The organism is Pseudomonas sp. NPDC089996 (assembly GCF_044748405.1).
Taxonomy (GTDB): domain Bacteria; phylum Pseudomonadota; class Gammaproteobacteria; order Pseudomonadales; family Pseudomonadaceae; genus Aquipseudomonas.
On the sequence record NZ_JBIVGA010000004.1, the window covers coordinates 412,063 to 430,115 of the forward strand.

Consider the following 18,053-nt stretch of genomic DNA (forward strand, 5'->3'; position numbering starts at 1 on the left):
TCTCAGGGTAGCGATGGGCCAGCAGCTGGCGCATCGGGAATTCTCTTAACGCAGAACAGACTATTTTGAATCCGGCTGGTTCATGCGCAATGTTTTGTCTTAATGGACCTGTGGGCCAGAACGGCGACAGGCATGGTCGCCAGGCAACCGGATCAGTATCCTAGCACCTCCTGGCCCGCCGACGCTAAACCAGCGGGCCGCCGAACAGGTTAAACACCGTATGAATGCTCTAGCCCGCCGCGCCGCTGGCCTGTTGCTCAGCACGCTCTGCCTGCCGCTCGTGGCTTTCGCCGCAGACGTGCAACCCACCCACGAATTCATCCTCGACAACGGCCTGAAAGTGGTCGTGCGCGAAGACCATCGCGCTCCGGTGGTGGTCTCGCAGATCTGGTACAAGGTCGGCTCCAGCTACGAGACACCGGGCCAGACCGGCCTGTCCCATGCACTGGAGCACATGATGTTCAAGGGCAGCGCCAAGATCGGCCCCGGCGAGGCCTCGCGCATCCTGCGTGACCTGGGTGCGGAAGAGAACGCCTTCACCAGCGACGACTACACCGCCTATTACCAGGTGCTGGCCCGCGACCGCCTGCCGGTGGCCCTGGAGCTGGAAGCCGACCGCCTGGCCAGCCTGCGCCTGCCTGCCGACGAGTTCGCCCGTGAAATCGAGGTGATCAAAGAGGAGCGCCGCCTGCGTACCGATGACCAGCCAAGCGCCAAGGCCTTCGAACTGTTCCGCGCCATGGCCTTCCCAGCCAGCGGTTACCACACCCCGACCATCGGCTGGATGGCCGACCTCGAACGCATGAAGGTCGAGGAGCTGCGCCACTGGTACGAATCCTGGTACGCACCGAACAACGCCACCCTGGTGGTGGTCGGCGATGTCACCGCAGATGAGGTCAAAGGCCTGGCACAGAAATACTTCGGCAGCATTCCCAAGCGCGCCGTGCCACCTGCCAAACTGCCGCTGGAGCTCGCCGAGCCAGGCCAGCGCCTGCTGACGCTGCATGTGCGTACCCAGTTGCCGAGCCTGATCTACGGCTTCAACGTGCCGAGCCTGGCAACCGCCAAGGACCCGCACAGTGTGCACGCCTTGCGGCTGATCTCGGCCCTGCTCGACGGTGGCTACAGTGCACGCATGCCGGCTCGCCTGGAACGTGGCCAGGAGCTGGTGGCCGGCGCTTCGTCCAGTTACAACGCCTTCACCCGTGGCGACAGCCTGTTCCTGATCTCGGCCACGCCGAACGTGCAGAAGCAGAAGACCCTGGCCGACGTCGAAAAAGGCGTCTGGCAGCTGCTCGACGAGCTCAAGACCACGCCGCCCAGCGCCGAAGAACTGGAGCGCGTACGTGCCCAGGTCATCGCCGGCCTGGTCTATGACCGCGATTCCATCAGCAGCCAGGCCACCACCATCGGCCAGCTGGAGACAGTCGGCCTGTCCTGGAAACTGATCGACAGCGAACTGGACGAGCTCAAGCGCGTCACCCCGCAAGACGTGCAGGATGCCGCACGCACCTATTTCACCCGCGAACGCCTGAGCGTTGCCCACGTACTGCCCGAGGAGTCCGCTCATGAGTGATCGCAGCGCACCACGCTACACCCTGATCGGCACGGGCATCATCGCGCTGGTGGTGGCGGTGGCCGCCGTGCTCGCCCGCCCGGCGCATTCCGAAGCCGAAAGCAGTGCCGCGCGCCCGGCCAATACCCTGCAGTCGCTGGCCGAGCTGGATGGCAAGGCGCCCAGCCGGCGCCAGCTGAACATCCAGCACTGGACCACCGCCGAAGGCGCCCGGGTGCTGTTCGTCGAGGCCCGCGAGCTGCCGATGTTCGACCTGCGCGTGACCTTCGCCGCGGGCAGCAGTCAGGACGGCAACACCCCGGGCCTGGCCACCCTGACCAACGCCATGCTCAACGAAGGGGTTGCCGGCAAGGACGTGACCGCCATCGCCGAAGGCTTCGAAGGCCTGGGCGCCGACTTCGGCAATGGCTCCTATCGCGACATGGCCGTGGCCTCGCTGCGCAGCCTGAGTGCCAAGGACAAGCGCGAGCCAGCCCTCAAGCTGTTCGCTGAAGTGACCGGCAAGCCAACCTTCCCGGACGACGCGCTCAAGCGCATCAAGAACCAGCTGCTGGCCGGCTTCGAGTACGAGAAGCAGAATCCCGGCAAGATTGCCGGCAAGGCCCTGTTCGGCAAGCTCTACGGCGATCACCCTTACGCCCAGCCAAGCGATGGCAGCGCCGAGAGCGTGCCTGGCATCACCCTCGAGCAACTGCGGGCCTTCCACGCCAAGGCCTATGCCGCTGGCAACGCAGTGATCGCCCTGGTCGGCGACCTCAGCCGCGAGGAAGCCGAGGCCGTCGCCGCCCAGGTGTCTGCCGCCCTGCCCAAGGGCCCGGCACTGGCCAAACCGTCCCAGCCGACCGAACCCAAGGCTGGCGTTACCCATATCGAATTTCCGAGCAAGCAGACTCACCTGATGCTCGCCGAGCTTGGTATCGACCGCCAGGACCCGGACTGGCCGGCCCTGTCGCTGGGCAACCAGATCCTTGGCGGCGGCGCCTTTGGCACCCGCCTGATGAGCGAGGTCCGCGAAAAGCGTGGCCTGACCTACGGTGTGTATTCGGTATTCAGCCCGATGCAGGTGCGTGGCCCGTTCATGATCAACCTGCAGACCCGTGCCGAACTCAGCGAGGGCACGCTCAAGCTGGTCCAGGACATTCTCGCCGACTACCTCAAGAGCGGCCCGACCCGGCAGGAACTGGACGACGCCAAGCGCGAACTGGCCGGCAGCTTCCCGCTGTCCAATGCCAGCAACGCCAGTATCGTCGGCCAACTGGGCGCGATCGGTTTCTACAACCTGCCACTGACCTGGCTTGAAGATTTCATGCAGCAATCGCAGGCGCTGACCGTCGAACAGGTCAAAACGGCGATGAACAAGCACCTGGCAGCCGATAAACTGGTGATTGTCACCGTTGGCCCGAAAGTGCCACAGAAGCCCCTGCCTGCCCCCACTGACAAACCTTCCGAGCAACCGCTCGGCGTACCGGAGCACTAATGCCTAGATCCACCCCTCACGCCCGCCCCCAGCAGGGCCAAAGCAAGGGCCAGGGTCACCTGCGCATCATCGCCGGCGAGTGGCGAAGCCGCCGCCTGGCAGTACCGGAAGGCGAGGGCCTGCGCCCAACCCCTGACCGCGTGCGAGAAACCGTGTTCAACTGGCTGGCGCCCTACATCGAAGGCGCCCAGGTGCTGGATGCATTCACTGGCAGCGGCGCCTTGGTACTGGAGGCACTTTCCCGTGGCGCCGAGAACGCCGTAGCACTGGACAGCAACCCGGCGGCCATCGCCAACCTGAAGAACAACCTCGAGCTGCTGCGCTGCCCGCGTGGGCAGATCTTGCAGACCGACGCCCTGCGCTATCTGCAGAACCCTGCCAAGCAGCAGTTCGATGTGGTCTTTCTCGACCCGCCGTTTCACCAGGACCTGCTGGCCAACACCTGCGACCTGCTGGAGCAGAATCAGTGGTTGCGCGATCAGGCGTGGATCTACACCGAAAGCGAAGCGGCCCCGTCGACATTGGCGCTGCCAGGCAACTGGCGCCTGCACCGCGAGAAGAAGACCGGCCAGGTGCATTACGCCCTCTGGCAAAGAAGCTGACCCCGCCTGCCACCTGTTCGCAGACTTATGTAACGCAGGTGGCGCCACAGCCTGATCGAAGCTGCTCCGGCAAACTGCCAACAGGAGCACTTCGATCATGTCCACTGCATCTGCCCTGCAACGCTTCACCCTGGAAAATGGCCTTGTGGTCTATCTGCGTGAAGACCACCGCTCCCCCCTGGTCAGCGCCCAACTCTGGTATCACGTCGGCTCCAGCCAGGAGCCCACGGGGCAAAGCGGGCTTTGCCACCTGGTCGAACACCTGATGTTCGAGGGCAGCAGCAAGCTGGGCCCTGGTCAGTACGATGAGGTCATGACTCGACTTGGCGGCGCCCCCAATGCGTTCACCACCGCCGACGCTACGTACTTCCCCGTCACACTGCCCGCGAGTCGCCTTGAAGTGGCACTGGAGATCATGGCCGACGCCATGGTCAGCGCCACGCTTGGCGAGCCGGTTTTCAACCGTGAGCTCGAGGTGGTCAAGGCCGAGAGGCGCGAACGGGTGGACAACCTGCCGCTGACGCTGGCCAGAGAGCGCGCACGGATCCTGGCCAATAGCCACACACCTTATGCCAGCCCAATCATCGGCCACCTCGCCGACCTGCAGCACCTGGGCATCACAGAGGTGCGCAGCTGGTATCAGGACTGGTATCAGCCGAACAACGCCTCACTGGTGATAGTCGGTGATATCGACATGGTTTCGCTTCGGCCTCTGGTCGAACGCCATTTCGCCAGCCTTGCAGCTGCCCGGCTGCCCGAACGCTGGACACAGGCTCCAAATCGGAACTTCGCTCATCGCCGCCAGACCCTTGCACTGGCAAACCTGCCGCTAGGCGCAATCCTTGCGTTCAATACACCCAGCCTGGCCACTGCGATGCAACCGGCCCATGCCTATGCCCTGCGACTTGTTCCTCAGATACTGGCCAATGGCAGCAGCTCACGGTTGGTCCTGCGCAGGGTTCGCGGTGATGAATGCCTGCTGGCGGCCAGTGCGGATTATCAGCACCTTCAACGAGGCGATAGCTTGCTCACCCTCAATCTGTACGCCAACCCATCCAAGGCCACGGCAAAGTCCGCAACAGCTGCCGTACTGGAGGAAATAGAAGCCTTGCGCCGTACCCCTCCCACGGATGACGAACTGCAGCGGGCCAAGAACCGCCTGCTGGCAGGCCTGGTCTTCGATCGGGACAGCATCGAGGTACAGGCCAATGCCATAGGCAAACACGCCGTGTGCGGCATCGATCCTGCCACGCTGGATCAAGAGCATCATTGGATACAAAGCATCACTGCCGAAGACGTTCGGCTTGCTGCACACCTGTTCCTCACGCATGAACGCCTGACCATCACATATCTGGAAGCCCCTTCCGCTGCGCAGCCCCCCGCTGACAACCGCGACACGCAAACCGTCGCCCTGGCTTCGCTGCAAACGCTCGACCTGAGCAGCGTCGACCTTGCTCCGCCCCGTGTGCAAGCCTGGCAAACCACTGCGGGGGCAAGTGCGCGACTGGTCGAGTCACACGAACTCCCGATGGTCGACCTGGTACTGAGCTTCAATGCTGGCAGCCGACTGGATGGCGACAAGGCGGGCCTCGCCGCGATGACGCTGTACATGCTCGATGAAGGCACCACGGAACTGGATGCCGGCGCCTTCTCCGAACATCTCGAAAAACTTGGCGCGCGATATACAAAAGAGATCACTCGCGACCACGCCATCATCCATCTACGTTGCCTGACGAACGAGACACTCACGCCATCGACAGACCTGATCACCGCCATGGTCGCCCGCCCCGCACTCAACGCTGGCGCCCTCGAACTGATGAAGACCCATATGCTGGAAAACAACCGGCGAGGTCAGACGATTCCAGCGCTCAAAGCCCGAAGCACCGCCTTGTCGCTCGCCTTTGGCGACCACCCCTACGGCTCCCCGACTCGCGGTACGAGCGCGGGCATAGCAATGATTACCGCTGATGACGTCAAGCGCTTTCACCAGCAGGCCTATTCGGCGAACAATCTGGCGATTTCAATAGTGGGCGATATCTCACGCGAGGCCGCCGAAGCCCTTGCCGGGCGAATCTGCGCAGCACTACCGCAGCACTGGGCGGCGATCGCCCCCCCAGCATTACCGCCGCTCAAGGCCGCCACCGTGACACTGGAACAACCCGGCGCCAACCATGCGGCACTGCTGTTGCTTCCCATGAGTGCAAGCCCTGCAGATGCCGACTACGCAGCCATGGTGCTGGCCAATGACGTGCTGGGAGGTACAAACGATTCGCGTCTGTACAAAGAACTTCGTCAGCGCCATGGCTTGACCTATGCGGTCGATTCGGGGCTCGCGCCAGACACTAGGTTGCTCTACATCGAATGGGAAGTGGCTGCCCGGTCTCTGGATGCTTCCATCGAGCAAGTGATGCGTGTGCTGCAGGACTATTCGGCCATAGGGCCGGACGAACATGAACTGGATCTGGCCAGGCAGGCCTTGCTCGGCGACCTGCGTCGCATCGTGGCGAGCAATGGCTCACTGGTAAGGCTTCTCGACACACACAGCCATGACGGCTTGCCGTCTGATGCCCTGCTGACCTTCGTCGAACGCCTCATGGCCGTAACCCCCGAGGCCGCACACCTGGCCGTCAAACTACGGCTGGACCTGCAACGCAAGATTCTGGTCAGCGTCGGTCCGGTGGTCGACCAGCAACCTCTGCCAACCGGCACCCTTGCCGACTAATAGCGTAAGTACAGCGGTGGTTTTTCATGGCAATCTAGGCAGGCAAATCACGAGTCATCGAGCATGCCCAGCCTGACCGCTACATTCCGCCCGGCCATCGGCCTGTCCAACCCGCACCTGCAAACCTTGTGGGGCCCGTTGTGGCGCAAACTGCCCGCCATAGAGCGCAACCGCGAGCGACTGTGGCTGGCCGATGGCGACTTTCTCGATCTCGACTGGCATGGCCCGCACCGGCCCGATGCACCGTTGGTAGTGGTGCTGCACGGCTTGACCGGTTCGTCCCACTCGCCCTATGTCAAAGGCTTGCAGCAATCACTGCAGTCACGCGGCTGGGCGAGCGTCGCCGTGAACTGGCGGGGCTGCTCTGGCGAGCCTAACCTGCTGCCGCGCAGCTATCACTCCGGTGCCAGCGAAGACCTGGCCGAAGTGGTCGCTCACCTGCGTGCCCAGCGCCCATTGGCACCGCTCTACGCCGTCGGCTACTCGCTGGGCGGCAATGTGCTGCTCAAGTACCTGGGCGAAAGCGGCTCGGCCAGCCAGCTGGAGTCGGCCGTGGCGGTGTCGGTGCCGTTTCGCCTGGACCAGTGTGCCGACCGCATAGGCCAGGGCTTTTCCAAGGTCTATCAGGCTCACTTCATGCGCGAGATGATGACCTATGTGCAGGTGAAGCAACGGCACTTCCGCGACCGCGGGCATCACGAAGCCTTGGCCACGCTCGACCGGCTGGGGCCATTGGGCAGGCTGAGAACATTTTGGGACTTCGACGGCAAGGTCACTGCGCCGCTCAACGGTTTCAGCGATGCCCACGATTATTATCGCCGCTCATCGAGCCGGTACTATCTGGGCGAAAACCGTACGCCGACGCTGATCATCCACTCCACCGATGACCCGTTCGTGTTCGGCCACAGCCTGCCCACGGCCAGTGAACTGGCGCCGCAGACGCAATTCGAGCTGCATCGGCGAGGTGGCCACGTGGGATTTGTCGAAGGCAGCCTGCGAAACCCGGGTTACTACCTGGAGCGGCGGATTCCGCAGTGGCTGCTGGAGGGGCAATGACTATTCGCCAGTCGCCACACCGCGCCTGGGGTCGTTGATCCACTCGCTCCACGACCCGGCGTACAACCGTCCCAAGGGATATCCCGCCAGCGCCAGCGCAAACAGGTCATGGCAAGCTGTCACGCCCGACCCGCAATAGGCCACCAGTTGCTCCGGTGACCGGCCTGCCAGTTTCTCGGCAAAACGGTGCCTGAGCTGCTCCGGCGCCAGGAATCGCCCGTCAGCACCGAGGTTCTCGTTGAAGGCCGCGCACTGGGCGCCTGGAATGTGCCCGGCAATGGGGTCGATCGGCTCCACCTCGCCGCGAAAGCGTGGCAACGCACGGGCATCGATCAGGGTCAGGTCAGCGCTACCCAGGCGCTTTGCCAGGTGCTCGGCGTCGATCAGCAGCCTGGCGTCCGGCTCACCACTGAAGGTCCCCTCACGCTTGATCGGCGCATCCAGGCTCAATGGCAGATGCGCCGCATGCCAGGCCTTGAGGCCACCGTCGAGGATGGCCACGTCGCTGCGCTTGCCCAGCCAGACCAGCAACCACCAGGCCCTGGCGGCAAAGGCGCCCGGACCATCGTCGTAGAGCACCACTTCGCTGTCGTCGTCCAGGCCCCACTCGCGCAAGCGTTCGACCAGCCGGTGCGGGTCCGGCAACGGATGGCGGCCGGTGCGGCCCTTGCTGACCGGCCCGCTCAGGTCACGCTCCAGGTCGGCAAAATGCGCCCCGGCGATATGCCCCTCGGCATAGCTGCGTTGGCCGTAGTCCACATCCTCCAGGGCAAAACGACAATCAAGGATCACCAGCTTGGGCGAGTCCAGACGCTCTGCCAGCTGTTGCGGGGTGATCAATTGCGCAAGGGGCATGACAATCTCCTGATCGATGGCACGAAAGCCCTGGCTACTGTTCCAGGGCCTGGTTGAACGGGACGTGGAATTCCTGGCACAAGGTGGCCACGGCGGTGCGGGCATTAGGGGTGACGAAACCCAACTCCAGCACCAGCACCTGATAGACGCCGCGCTTGAAGGCTTCTTCACCCAGGTGCGCGGAATGTTCGCGCGTAGTGCTGAGAAAGCGTACCCACGAGGTCAGCACGATCCAGGCGTTGATGGTCAGCGACTCGATCTGAGCAGCTTCCATGGCCAGTATCCCGGCATCGACGAAGCCGCGGTAGATCGCCTGGCCCTGGCGCAGGCAGCGCTCGGAAAAGCGCCGGTAGCGGGCAGCCAGCTCCGGGTCGCTTTCCAGCAGGTGTTCCAGGTCACGGTGCAGGAAACGGTAGTTCCACATCGCTGCCAGCAGCGCCTTGAGGTAGAAGCGCTTGTCCTCGACCGTGGCCAGGCGCCCCTGCGGCGGGCGCAGGAAGCTGTCCACCAGCGCTTCGTACTGGCTGAACAGCAAGGCGATGATCGCCTGCTTGTTGGGGAAGTGGTAGTACAGGTTGCCGGGCGAGATTTCCATGTGCGCGGCAATGTGATTGGTACTGACGCAGCGTTCGCCCTGCTGGTTGAACAGCTCCAGGCTGCTCTGCACGATGCGCTCTCGTGTCTTCATGCGCGGGGCCATGCTCAGCTCCCAGTCTGCGGGCATTCGATAATGGGCCATCTTACGGTGAATTACAGCCTCGGTGCACTGGGCCTGACCGTGAAAAAAGTCGCACCATGGTACGGATTAGAGTATAGGCTCTAGGGACCTCGAGCCCCGACGGGAGAACACCGTGATCTCGCCCAGCGCCTTGCCTCCTGTGCATACCGACACCGGCCTTGACGCGACGTTCGCCGCCCAGCGCCAGGCCTTTGCCGGCAACCCCATGCCACCGGCGGCGCAGCGGCGGCAGTGGCTGAAAAGCCTGCGCGAGGCCTTGCTGGCCGACCAGCAAGCATTGATCGACGCAATCGATGCCGACTTCAGCGGCCGTAGTGCCGACGAAACGCTGCTGGCCGAGCTGCTGCCGTCTGTGCAAGGCATTCGCCATGCCGAGCGCCACCTGCAGCGCTGGATGCGCCCGGCCCGGCGCGCCGTGGGGCTGGCCTTCCAACCGGCCAGCGCTCGCGTGCTGTACCAACCGCTGGGCGTGGTGGGGATCATCGTGCCGTGGAACTACCCACTGTTCCTCGCCATTGGCCCGCTGACCGGGGCCCTGGCCGCGGGCAACCGCGTCATGCTCAAGCTCAGCGAGTCCACCCCGTCCAGCGCGCAGGCGCTGAAAGCCTTGCTGGAACGGGTATTTCCCGAGGACCTGGTCAACGTCGTGCTGGGCGAAATCGAGGTCGGCCAGGCATTCGCACGCCTGCCCTTCGACCACCTGCTGTTCACCGGCGCCACCAGCATCGGCCGCCAGGTCATGCTGGCTGCCGCGCAAAACCTGACCCCGGTGACCCTGGAGCTGGGCGGCAAGTCCCCCGCCATCGTCTCGGCCAGCGTGCCACTGGACACCGCGGCCGAGCGCATCGCCTTCGGCAAGACCCTCAATGCCGGCCAGACCTGCGTCGCCCCCGACTACGTGCTGGTGCCGCGGGACCGCCTGAACGCTTTCGCCGATGCCTATCGCAACGTTGTGAAGCGCATGTACCCACGCATCGCCGACAACCCTGATTACAGCGCCATCATCAACCCACGGCAGGTGCAGCGTCTGCAGCACCTGCTGGACGACGCCCGCGGCAAGGGCGCCGAGGTGATCGACCTGTATCCCGACGAGGCACGCCAGGGCAGGCGCCTGCCGCCGCACCTGCTGACCAGGGTCAACGACAGCATGCAGGTCATGCAGGACGAGATCTTCGGCCCGCTGCTGCCGCTGGTGCCTTACGACCACCTCGACGAGGCCTTGGCCTACATCAATCAACGCCCTCGCCCCTTGGCGCTGTACTACTTCGGCTATGACCGCAGCGAACAGCAGCACGTGCTGCAGCACAGCCATTCCGGCGGCGTTTGCCTGAACGACACCCTGCTGCATGTGGCCCAGGACGACTTGCCGTTCGGCGGGGTCGGCCCTTCCGGCATGGGCCACTACCATGGCCACGAAGGTTTCCAGACCTTCAGCAAGGCAAAGGCGGTACTGGCCAAGCAGCGCCTGAATGCCGCGCGGCTGATCTACCCGCCCTATGGCAAGGCCTTGCAGCGCCTGGTCTACAAGCTGTTCATCCGCTGATGCAGCGCCGCGACCTTCTGCGCTTCAGCCTGGGTGCCAGCCTCTTCCTGAGCACCGCCAGCCTGGTCGGCTGCAGCGCGCAGACCCCCGCCGCCGGCTACCAGGTGCTGCGTGACGATGACCTGCCGGCCCTGCTTGCGCTGATTCCGGTGGTGCTGGCCGGTACCTCGGCACGTAGTGATCTGGTGCTGACCAGCCTCGACCACAAGCTGGCGGCGCTGTCGCCGGAAATGCTCAAGCTCACCCGGCAGTTGTTCGATGTGCTCAACCTGCCCCTGACTCGCGGCCCGCTGACCGGGGTCTGGGGAGCCTGGGAGCAGGCCGGCGCCGGGCAGGTCACGGCATTTCTGCAGCGCTGGCAGGACAGTTCGCTGAACCTGCTGCGCATGGGCCATGCCTCGCTGCTGCAACTGCTGCAAATGGCCTGGTACGAGCGCCCGGAAGCCTGGGCCGCCTGTGGCTACCCCGGCCCACCCAAGATCTGACAACAAGAGCATCCTCAATGCCTGTAACCGACCCGTTTCGCCAAGGCCTCGAGCGCGGCTGGATCACCCATGACGGCTCACGCCTGCAGCAGGACCTGACGCTGGAAGCCGATGTCGCCGTGATAGGCAGCGGTGCCGGCGGCGCCACCAGTGCGCAGATGCTCAGCGCTGCCGGCTTCAAGGTACTGCTGATCGAGGAAGGCCCGCTCAAGACCAGCAGCGACTTCAGGCTGCTGGAAAACGAGGCCTACGCCAGCCTCTATCAGGAGGGCTTGGGGCGGATGAGCAAGGACGGCGCCATCACCATTCTGCAGGGCCGTGCTGTCGGCGGGACCACACTGATCAACTGGACTTCGAGCTTTCGCACGCCACCGCAGACCCTGCAGCATTGGGCCACGGTGCATGGCGTCCGCGGGCTGGGGGAAGCACAGCTACAGCCCTGGTTCGAGCGCATCGAGCACGATCTGGGCATCACGCCCTGGGCGATGCCCGCGAACGCCAACAACGACGTGCTACGGCGCGGCTGTGAACAACTCGGCTACCGCTGGGCGGTGATCCCGCGCAACGTGCGCGGCTGCTGGAACCTCGGCTATTGCGGCATGGGCTGCCCGGTGAATGCCAAGCAGTCGATGCTGGTGACGCGCATTCCGGCCACCCTCGAAAATGGCGGCGAGCTGCTCTACCTCGCCCGCGCCGAACGCTTCGAGCACGATGGCACACGCATCACCCGGCTGCAGTGCCTGGCCCTGGATGCGCAAGGGGTCCATCCCACCGGCCGGCAGATCAGTGTGCGCGCCCGCCACTACATCGTCGCCGGTGGCGGCATCAACAGCCCCGCCCTGCTGCTGCGCTCCAAAGCCCCCGATCCGCATGCACGCCTGGGTAAACGGACTTTCCTGCACCTGGTCAACTTCAGCGCTGCGCGTTTCGATGCGCGCATCGACCCGTACTACGGCGCTCCGCAATCCATCTACAGCGACCACTTCCAGTGGCAAGACGGCATCGATGGGCCGGTGGGCTACAAACTGGAAGTGCCGCCCTTGCACCCGGCCCTGGCCAGCACCCTGCTCGGTGGATACGGCAGCGACAATGCCCAGCGCATGGCCGAACTGCCGCACACTCACGTGATGCTGGCCCTGCTGCGGGATGGCTTTCACCCCGAAAGCACGGGTGGCTCGGTTGAATTGCGCGGGGATGGCTCCCCGGTGCTCGATTACCCGGTCACCGACTACCTGCGCGAGGGCCTGCGCCGCGCCTTCCACAGCATGGCGCAAATCCAGTTCGCAGCAGGTGCCGCCCAGGTGATCCCGGTGCACAGTGACGCCAGCGCCGCTGCCAGCCCTGATCAGGCCAGGCGCATGATCGACGCCTTGCGCCTGGAGCCGTTCCGCACCCGACTGGGCAGCGCCCATGTGATGGGGGGCTGCACAATGGGTGACGACCCGCGCCAGGCGGTGTGCGACAGCCTGGGCCGCCATCATCAACTGGAAAACCTGTCGGTTCATGACGGTTCACTGTTCCCTACCAGCATCGGCGCCAACCCGCAGTTGTCGGTCTATGCCATCAGCGCAATGCTCAGCCAGGCGCTGGCCACACGCCTGGCACAGAGTGCATGACAACAAAGTCGCCTCCTGTCTATAGTGCCATCAGCCGGCTGCATGACTTGGCCGGGCGCAATCGCTGCGCTACCATCCGACTCCCCAACGCACTCCAGCCAGGATGACGCGATGAACCGAGTGTTGTACCCGGGTACTTTCGACCCCATTACCAAAGGCCACGGCGACCTGGTCGAGCGCGCTTCGCGTCTGTTCGACCACGTGATCATCGCGGTGGCGGCCAGCCCGAAGAAAAACCCTCTGTTCCCGCTGGAACAACGGGTCGAGCTTGCCCGTGAGGTCACCAAGCACCTGCCCAATGTGGAAGTCCTCGGCTTCTCGTCGTTGTTGGCGCACTTCGCCAAGGATCAGGGCGCGAACGTGTTCCTGCGCGGCCTGCGCGCGGTGTCGGACTTCGAATACGAGTTCCAGCTCGCTAACATGAACCGGCAACTGGCACCCGACGTCGAGAGTCTGTTCCTCACGCCGTCGGAGCGTTACTCGTTCATTTCCTCGACGTTAGTGCGGGAAATAGCCGCGCTGGGCGGAGATATCAGCAAATTCGTCCATCCTGTGGTGGCCGAGGCGCTGACCGAACGCTTCAAGAAGTAACCTTGAACGCCTGATCATTGCGCCCGCGTGCACTGCGGGCGCGAATGCGGCACAATTGTGCGCAAAGCGTTGAACATGCCCGGGCGATGCGCCCCGGCCGGAGTCCCCATGTCCCTGATTATCACCGACGATTGCATCAACTGCGACGTCTGCGAACCCGAGTGCCCGAACGAGGCCATCTCCCAAGGCGAAGAGATCTACGTGATCGACCCGAATCTGTGCACCCAGTGTGTGGGTCACTACGACGAGCCGCAGTGCCAGCAAGTCTGCCCGGTCGACTGCATCCCCCTGGATGAAGCGCACCCGGAAACCGAGGAACAGCTGATGGCCAAGTACCACCGGATCACCGGCAAGGCCTGACCGTCACGTAGGCCTTTGTGAGAGCGGCGTTCAGCGCTGGCAGCGTGGGCAGAATACGCTTGCCCGCTGGCCCAGCTTGACCTCGCGCAAGGCCGTGCCGCACAGCTTGCACGGCTGCCCGCCCCGCCCGTAGACGAACAACTCCTGCTGGAAGTAGCCCGGCTGACCGTCACCGCCGATGAAATCGCGCAATGTCGTGCCGCCCTGTTCGATCGCCGCCGCCAGCACCCGCTTGATCTCCATCGCAAGCTTCAGATAGCGCGCCCGGGAAATCCCGCCCGCCTCACGGCGCGGGTCGATACCGGCAGCGAACAGCGCCTCTGTCGCGTAGATGTTGCCAACCCCCACCACCACTGCGTTGTCCATGATGAAAGGCTTGACCGCCATGGAGCGCCCGCGCGAAAGCTGGAACAGCCGTTCGCCGTCGAACAAGTCGGTCAGCGGCTCAGGCCCCAGGCGCAGCAGCAGCTCATGGTTGAGCGGGTCGAGGCTCCAGAGCATGGCGCCAAAGCGTCGCGGGTCGGTATAACGCAGCATCAGCCCCGATTCCAGCTCGATGTCGACATGTTCATGCTTGACCGCCGGCAAGCCCAGCTCCACCAGCCGCAGGTTGCCCGACATGCCCAGGTGGCTGATCAGGGTACCGACCTCGGCGTTGATCAGCAGGTACTTGGCCCGCCGCTCGACGCTGACGATGCGCTGCCCGGACAGGCGCACGTCGAGGTCCTCGGGGATCGGCCAGCGCAGGCGCCGGTCACGCACCACCACACGGCTGACGCGCTGGCCTTCCAGGTGCGGCGCAATTCCGCGCCGCGTGGTTTCGACTTCAGGTAATTCCGGCATGGATCAGTGCCCGCCCAGCTCGCGAATGTTCTGTTTCAATTGTTCGAAGTCGTACTCCGACAAGCCGATATAGTCCAGCACCAGCGGGCCGACCGCACTCCACTCGTGGTCGACACTCTGGTTGCCCAGCACGCGATACGAGGCGCAGATGTGCTCGGCCATCTTCAGCACGGCCAGCAGGTTCTTTAGTTGGCTCTGGGCATTGCGCGACGAATCTTCGCGGAAGATGGCCAAGGCATTGTGGTGATTGGCAATGGCCGCACTGATGTGCTCAGGCAAGCGCCAGGACTTGGCAGTGAAGTAGCCAACCACGGAATGGTTGGTGTTGAACGCGCGGTTTTCCGTGTCGACCACGCGCGTTTGCTCGCTGGCTTTGGCGTAGGCGTCCTCCAGCACCTGCATGTACTCAGGGAAGCGCTTGAGCATCAGCGGCACGCCACAGTCGTGAAACAGCCCGAGGGTATAGGCCTCGTCCGCTGCCTGGATACCCGTGCGCTTGGCCAGGGTCAGGCAGGTCATGGCCACGTCCTGGGCGGTGTCCCAGAAGCGGTTGAGGGTGACGATGGTCTCGTCGCTCATCTCGCCCTTGATCGACTGTGCGTTGATCAGATTGATGATCGAACGGCTACCCAGCAGGTTTACAGCACGCTGAATCGAGCCGATCTTGTTCGTCAGGCCGAAATGCGGCGAGTTGACCAGTTTGAGCAAGGCTCCGGCCAGGCCAGGGTCCTGGGAAATCAGCTTGGCGATGGTTTCCAGATCCGGGTCAGGCATGTACTGCTCGAACTGCAGGTCGACCATGATCTGCGGCTGCGGCGGAATGGTGATGCCTTGCAAGGCTTGCTGGATCTGTTCGGCGCTGAGTTCTTGGGACATGCGTGCACACTCGTGAAAGACGGGGGGATTCTAACCCCCTGAAGCGCCAGGCGACCAACCACTGAGTAACTGTGGGAGCGGCCTTGCGTCGCGAAAGGGGCGCGTAGCGGCCCCAGGGTTTACAGCTTTGCAGCAGAAATTGCCGGGGCCGCTTTGCGGCCCTTTCGCGACACAAGGCCGCTCCTACAGGCAGGCAACACGCTATAATCCCGCTCTTTTTTCCCGGAGCGACGTCATGTCCCTGCCCAGCCTTCGCCTCAAAGCCAATGCCGACCGCCGCCTGCGCGCCGGCCACCTGTGGGTCTACAGCAATGAAGTCGACGTTTCCGCGACCCCGCTGCAGGGCTTCCAGGCCGGCCAGCAGGCAGTACTCGAAGCTGCCAACGGCAAGCCGCTGGGCATCGTTGCACTGAGCCCGAACAACCTGATCTGCGCTCGCCTGCTGTCGCGTGACATCAAGCTGCCACTGGACAAGTCGTTGCTGGTGCACCGCCTGAATGTCGCCCTGTCCCTGCGCGAGCGCCTGTTCGACCAACCTTGCTACCGCCTGGTGTACGGCGATTCAGACCTGCTGCCGGGCCTGGTGGTCGATCGCTTCCACGACATCCTCGTGGTACAGCTGGCCTCGGCCACCATGGAAGCGCACAAGGATGACGTGATCGCCGCCCTGGTTCAGGTGCTCAAACCCAGCGGCATCCTGTTCAAGAACGACTCCGCGGCGCGCGACGCTGAAGGCCTGCAGCGCTACGTCGAGACCGTCTACGGCGAAGTCCCGGACTGGGTGCCGCTGGAAGAGAACGGCGTCAAATTCGAAGCCCCGGTACGTGAAGGCCAGAAAACCGGCTGGTTCTACGACCACCGCATGAACCGCGCGCGCCTGGCCCCCTACGTCAAAGGCAAGCGCGTGCTCGACCTGTTCAGTTACATCGGTGGCTGGGGTGTGCAGGCCGGTGCGTTCGGCGCCAGTGAAGTGTTCTGCGTGGATGCCTCGGCCTTTGCCCTGGATGGCGTCGAGCGTAACGCCGCGCTGAACGGCATCAGCGAGAAGCTGACCTGCATTGAAGGCGACGTGTTCGAGGCCCTGCGTGAGCTGAAGGCTGCCGAAGAACGCTTCGACGTGATCATTGCCGACCCACCCGCCTTCATCAAGCGCAAGAAGGACCTGAAAAACGGCGAAGCGGCTTACCGTCGCCTCAATGAGCAGGCCATGCGCATGCTGAGCAAGGACGGCATCCTGGTCAGCGCTTCGTGCTCGATGCACCTGCCCGAAGACGACCTGCACAACATCCTGTTGACCAGCGCCCGCCACCTGGACCGCAACCTGCAACTACTGGAGCGCGGCGGCCAGGGCCCGGACCACCCGGTACACCCTGCCATCGCTGAAACCCGCTACATCAAGAGCATTACCTGCCGATTGCTGCCCAACAGCTAGCCGGCTTTGGGGCCGCCCTGCGGCCCCTTGGATATCTCAGATACCCAGCACGTACGACGCGATTCCGAAATACACCAGCACCCCCGCCGCATCGGCGATCGAGGTTACCAGCGGGCCGCTGGCCGTTGCCGGATCGAGTTTGAACCGGGTGAACATGAACGGCAGACTCAGGCCGATCAGGCTGCCCAGCAAGACGATCACCAGCATGCTGCTGGCAACGATCAGCGCAACGTCCGCCCCTCCGCGCAACGCTCCCAGCGAGGCCACCGCCAACGCCATGGTGCCCCCCAGCGCCAGCGCAACGCCGCACTCGCGCCCCAGCATGCGCAACCAGTCGCGCATCACCACTTCACCTGTCGCCAACCCTCGTACCATAAGCGTTGCCGACTGCGCCCCGGCATTGCCACCGCTGTCCACCAGTAGCGGTAGGAAGAACACCAGGACGATGTGCGCGGCAATAGTCTCCTCGAACGCAGCGATACCTGCCCCCGAGAACAGGTTGCCGAAAACCAGCAGCACCAGCCACAGTACGCGCTTGCGGTACAGCAGGCCGACCGTGGCGTCGCGCAAGTTGCCGACATGATTGGTGATCGAGGCGCCCTTGTGGAAATCCTCGGTGGCTTCGTCCACCACCACATCGAGTGCTTCATCGCAGGTGACGATGCCCACCAGCCGCCCAGCTTCGTCCAGTACCGGAAGGGCCAGCAGATCATGCTCGCGGATCTTTCGCGCCACCTCTTCCTGCCGGGTGCTGGTGCAGACACAGATGACAGTGCGCACCATGATGCGCTCGACAGGTTCATCGGGCGCCGCCAGGATCAACTGTCGCAAAGACAGCGTGCCGAGCAGGTTGCGCTGCGCGTCGAGCACATAGGACTGATAGATGGTTTCGGCATCCGCCGCTTCACGCCGCAACATGTCGATGGCTTGGCTGGCTGTCAGGCCGATGTCGAGGCTTGAGTACTCACTGCTCATCAAGCCACCAGCCGTCCCTTCGCCATAGCCTTCAGGGCGCAGGAAGTCGTCGCGCCGAGCCTGGGCGGCCTGGCGCAAGGCCAATGGGGTATCGCGGAAATCGGAAACAGATTGCATGCAGTTCTCCAGGCGCCGACGCAGGCGCCCAGAAAACTCAGCCTTGCAGGCTCGAGCCTTCGAAAGCCCCGGCGACGGCACGCTCAGTGCCAGATCGTGGGTTCAGATTGAACCGAAAACTGGGAAGGTCCATTAAGGATGTATCTCGTCAAGCCGCACATGCGGCGCGGGGATGATAGGCAAGGTGG

Annotated in this window: 16 protein-coding genes; 11 read left to right on the plus strand and 5 right to left on the minus strand. The window is 63.9% G+C overall.

Annotated elements, in window-relative coordinates; genetic code table 11:
- Positions 1-220 precede the first annotated feature (220 nt).
- The 5 genes from ACIPW4_RS09710 to ACIPW4_RS09730 all read left to right on the plus strand — a co-directional run bounded on the left by ACIPW4_RS09710 (position 221) and on the right by ACIPW4_RS09730 (position 7,433).
- On the plus strand, positions 221-1,576 hold the full coding sequence (locus ACIPW4_RS09710) for a M16 family metallopeptidase (protein WP_400657068.1): 1,356 nt from the start codon (positions 221-223) through the stop codon (positions 1,574-1,576).
- Positions 1,569-3,053, plus strand: a complete 1,485-nt coding sequence (locus ACIPW4_RS09715) for a M16 family metallopeptidase (protein WP_400657070.1) — start codon at positions 1,569-1,571, stop codon at positions 3,051-3,053. Before ACIPW4_RS09710 ends, ACIPW4_RS09715 begins: the two co-directional genes overlap by 8 nt.
- The gene (rsmD, locus tag ACIPW4_RS09720; RefSeq protein ID WP_400657072.1) at positions 3,053-3,655 is read left to right on the plus strand and encodes a 16S rRNA (guanine(966)-N(2))-methyltransferase RsmD; all 603 of its coding nucleotides are present in this window, start codon (positions 3,053-3,055) and stop codon (positions 3,653-3,655) included. The genes ACIPW4_RS09715 and rsmD overlap by 1 nt, the downstream gene beginning before the upstream one ends.
- 97 nt (positions 3,656-3,752) lie before the next feature.
- Positions 3,753-6,377 (plus strand): M16 family metallopeptidase, encoded by a 2,625-nt coding sequence (locus ACIPW4_RS09725; protein WP_400657075.1) that lies wholly within the window; start codon positions 3,753-3,755, stop codon positions 6,375-6,377.
- A gap of 63 nt (positions 6,378-6,440) precedes the next feature.
- Entirely contained in the window at positions 6,441-7,433 is a 993-nt protein-coding gene (locus ACIPW4_RS09730; RefSeq protein WP_400657077.1) for a hydrolase, read from the plus strand.
- Here the strand turns inward: ACIPW4_RS09730 and ACIPW4_RS09735 are convergent, their stop codons facing one another.
- Together ACIPW4_RS09735 and ACIPW4_RS09740 are read right to left on the minus strand one after the other, a co-directional pair.
- Positions 7,434-8,288 (minus strand): sulfurtransferase, encoded by an 855-nt coding sequence (locus tag ACIPW4_RS09735; RefSeq protein WP_400657079.1) that lies wholly within the window; start codon positions 8,286-8,288, stop codon positions 7,434-7,436. It abuts the gene before it with no gap.
- Between the two features lie 34 nt (positions 8,289-8,322).
- On the minus strand, positions 8,323-8,988 hold the full coding sequence (locus ACIPW4_RS09740) for a TetR/AcrR family transcriptional regulator (protein ID WP_400657254.1): 666 nt from the start codon (positions 8,986-8,988) through the stop codon (positions 8,323-8,325).
- Positions 8,989-9,139: 151 nt separating this feature from the next.
- On the opposite strand from ACIPW4_RS09740, the gene ACIPW4_RS09745 reads away from it, so the two are divergent.
- The 5 genes from ACIPW4_RS09745 (at position 9,140) to ACIPW4_RS09765 (ending at position 13,622) form a co-directional block, all read left to right on the plus strand.
- Positions 9,140-10,570 (plus strand): coniferyl aldehyde dehydrogenase, encoded by a 1,431-nt coding sequence (locus ACIPW4_RS09745; RefSeq protein WP_400657082.1) that lies wholly within the window; start codon positions 9,140-9,142, stop codon positions 10,568-10,570.
- Entirely contained in the window at positions 10,570-11,055 is a 486-nt protein-coding gene (locus tag ACIPW4_RS09750; RefSeq protein WP_400657084.1) for a twin-arginine translocation pathway signal protein, read from the plus strand. Before ACIPW4_RS09745 ends, ACIPW4_RS09750 begins: the two co-directional genes overlap by 1 nt.
- 17 nt (positions 11,056-11,072) lie before the next feature.
- On the plus strand, positions 11,073-12,671 hold the full coding sequence (locus ACIPW4_RS09755; RefSeq protein WP_400657086.1) for a GMC family oxidoreductase N-terminal domain-containing protein: 1,599 nt from the start codon (positions 11,073-11,075) through the stop codon (positions 12,669-12,671).
- A gap of 111 nt (positions 12,672-12,782) precedes the next feature.
- The gene (gene coaD / locus ACIPW4_RS09760) at positions 12,783-13,262 is read left to right on the plus strand and encodes a pantetheine-phosphate adenylyltransferase (RefSeq protein WP_400657088.1); all 480 of its coding nucleotides are present in this window, start codon (positions 12,783-12,785) and stop codon (positions 13,260-13,262) included.
- Between the two features lie 108 nt (positions 13,263-13,370).
- On the plus strand, positions 13,371-13,622 hold the full coding sequence (locus ACIPW4_RS09765) for a YfhL family 4Fe-4S dicluster ferredoxin (protein WP_400612523.1): 252 nt from the start codon (positions 13,371-13,373) through the stop codon (positions 13,620-13,622).
- 30 nt (positions 13,623-13,652) lie between these two features.
- Here ACIPW4_RS09765 and mutM read toward each other — a convergent pair whose 3' ends face one another.
- Together mutM and ACIPW4_RS09775 are read right to left on the minus strand one after the other, a co-directional pair.
- Positions 13,653-14,465, minus strand: a complete 813-nt coding sequence (mutM, locus tag ACIPW4_RS09770; protein ID WP_400657089.1) for a bifunctional DNA-formamidopyrimidine glycosylase/DNA-(apurinic or apyrimidinic site) lyase — start codon at positions 14,463-14,465, stop codon at positions 13,653-13,655.
- 3 nt (positions 14,466-14,468) lie between these two features.
- Positions 14,469-15,287 (minus strand): HDOD domain-containing protein, encoded by an 819-nt coding sequence (locus ACIPW4_RS09775; RefSeq protein ID WP_400657255.1) that lies wholly within the window; start codon positions 15,285-15,287, stop codon positions 14,469-14,471.
- Between the two features lie 289 nt (positions 15,288-15,576).
- Between ACIPW4_RS09775 and ACIPW4_RS09780 the strand changes: the two genes are divergently transcribed.
- Positions 15,577-16,773 (plus strand): class I SAM-dependent rRNA methyltransferase, encoded by a 1,197-nt coding sequence (locus ACIPW4_RS09780; RefSeq protein WP_400657091.1) that lies wholly within the window; start codon positions 15,577-15,579, stop codon positions 16,771-16,773.
- Positions 16,774-16,809: 36 nt separating this feature from the next.
- Here the strand turns inward: ACIPW4_RS09780 and mgtE are convergent, their stop codons facing one another.
- Positions 16,810-17,865, minus strand: coding sequence for a magnesium transporter (gene mgtE, locus ACIPW4_RS09785; RefSeq protein ID WP_400657093.1), 1,056 nt, complete (start codon positions 17,863-17,865; stop codon positions 16,810-16,812).
- Positions 17,866-18,053 lie beyond the last annotated feature (188 nt).

Bases quoted from the DNA above. Each gene is read 5' to 3' on its own strand.
- ACIPW4_RS09710 (WP_400657068.1), top strand. From the start codon at position 221: ATGAATGCTCTAGCCCGCCGCGCCGCTGGCCTGTTGCTCAGCACGCTC.
- ACIPW4_RS09715 (WP_400657070.1), top strand. From the start codon at position 1,569: ATGAGTGATCGCAGCGCACCACGCTACACCCTGATCGGCACGGGCATC.
- rsmD (WP_400657072.1), top strand. From the start codon at position 3,053: ATGCCTAGATCCACCCCTCACGCCCGCCCCCAGCAGGGCCAAAGCAAG.
- ACIPW4_RS09725 (WP_400657075.1), top strand. From the start codon at position 3,753: ATGTCCACTGCATCTGCCCTGCAACGCTTCACCCTGGAAAATGGCCTT.
- ACIPW4_RS09730 (WP_400657077.1), top strand. From the start codon at position 6,441: ATGCCCAGCCTGACCGCTACATTCCGCCCGGCCATCGGCCTGTCCAAC.
- ACIPW4_RS09735 (WP_400657079.1), bottom strand. From the start codon at position 8,288: ATGCCCCTTGCGCAATTGATCACCCCGCAACAGCTGGCAGAGCGTCTG.
- ACIPW4_RS09740 (WP_400657254.1), bottom strand. From the start codon at position 8,988: ATGGCCCCGCGCATGAAGACACGAGAGCGCATCGTGCAGAGCAGCCTG.
- ACIPW4_RS09750 (WP_400657084.1), top strand. From the start codon at position 10,570: ATGCAGCGCCGCGACCTTCTGCGCTTCAGCCTGGGTGCCAGCCTCTTC.
- ACIPW4_RS09755 (WP_400657086.1), top strand. From the start codon at position 11,073: ATGCCTGTAACCGACCCGTTTCGCCAAGGCCTCGAGCGCGGCTGGATC.
- coaD (WP_400657088.1), top strand. From the start codon at position 12,783: ATGAACCGAGTGTTGTACCCGGGTACTTTCGACCCCATTACCAAAGGC.
- ACIPW4_RS09765 (WP_400612523.1), top strand. From the start codon at position 13,371: ATGTCCCTGATTATCACCGACGATTGCATCAACTGCGACGTCTGCGAA.
- mutM (WP_400657089.1), bottom strand. From the start codon at position 14,465: ATGCCGGAATTACCTGAAGTCGAAACCACGCGGCGCGGAATTGCGCCG.
- ACIPW4_RS09780 (WP_400657091.1), top strand. From the start codon at position 15,577: ATGTCCCTGCCCAGCCTTCGCCTCAAAGCCAATGCCGACCGCCGCCTG.
- mgtE (WP_400657093.1), bottom strand. From the start codon at position 17,865: ATGCAATCTGTTTCCGATTTCCGCGATACCCCATTGGCCTTGCGCCAG.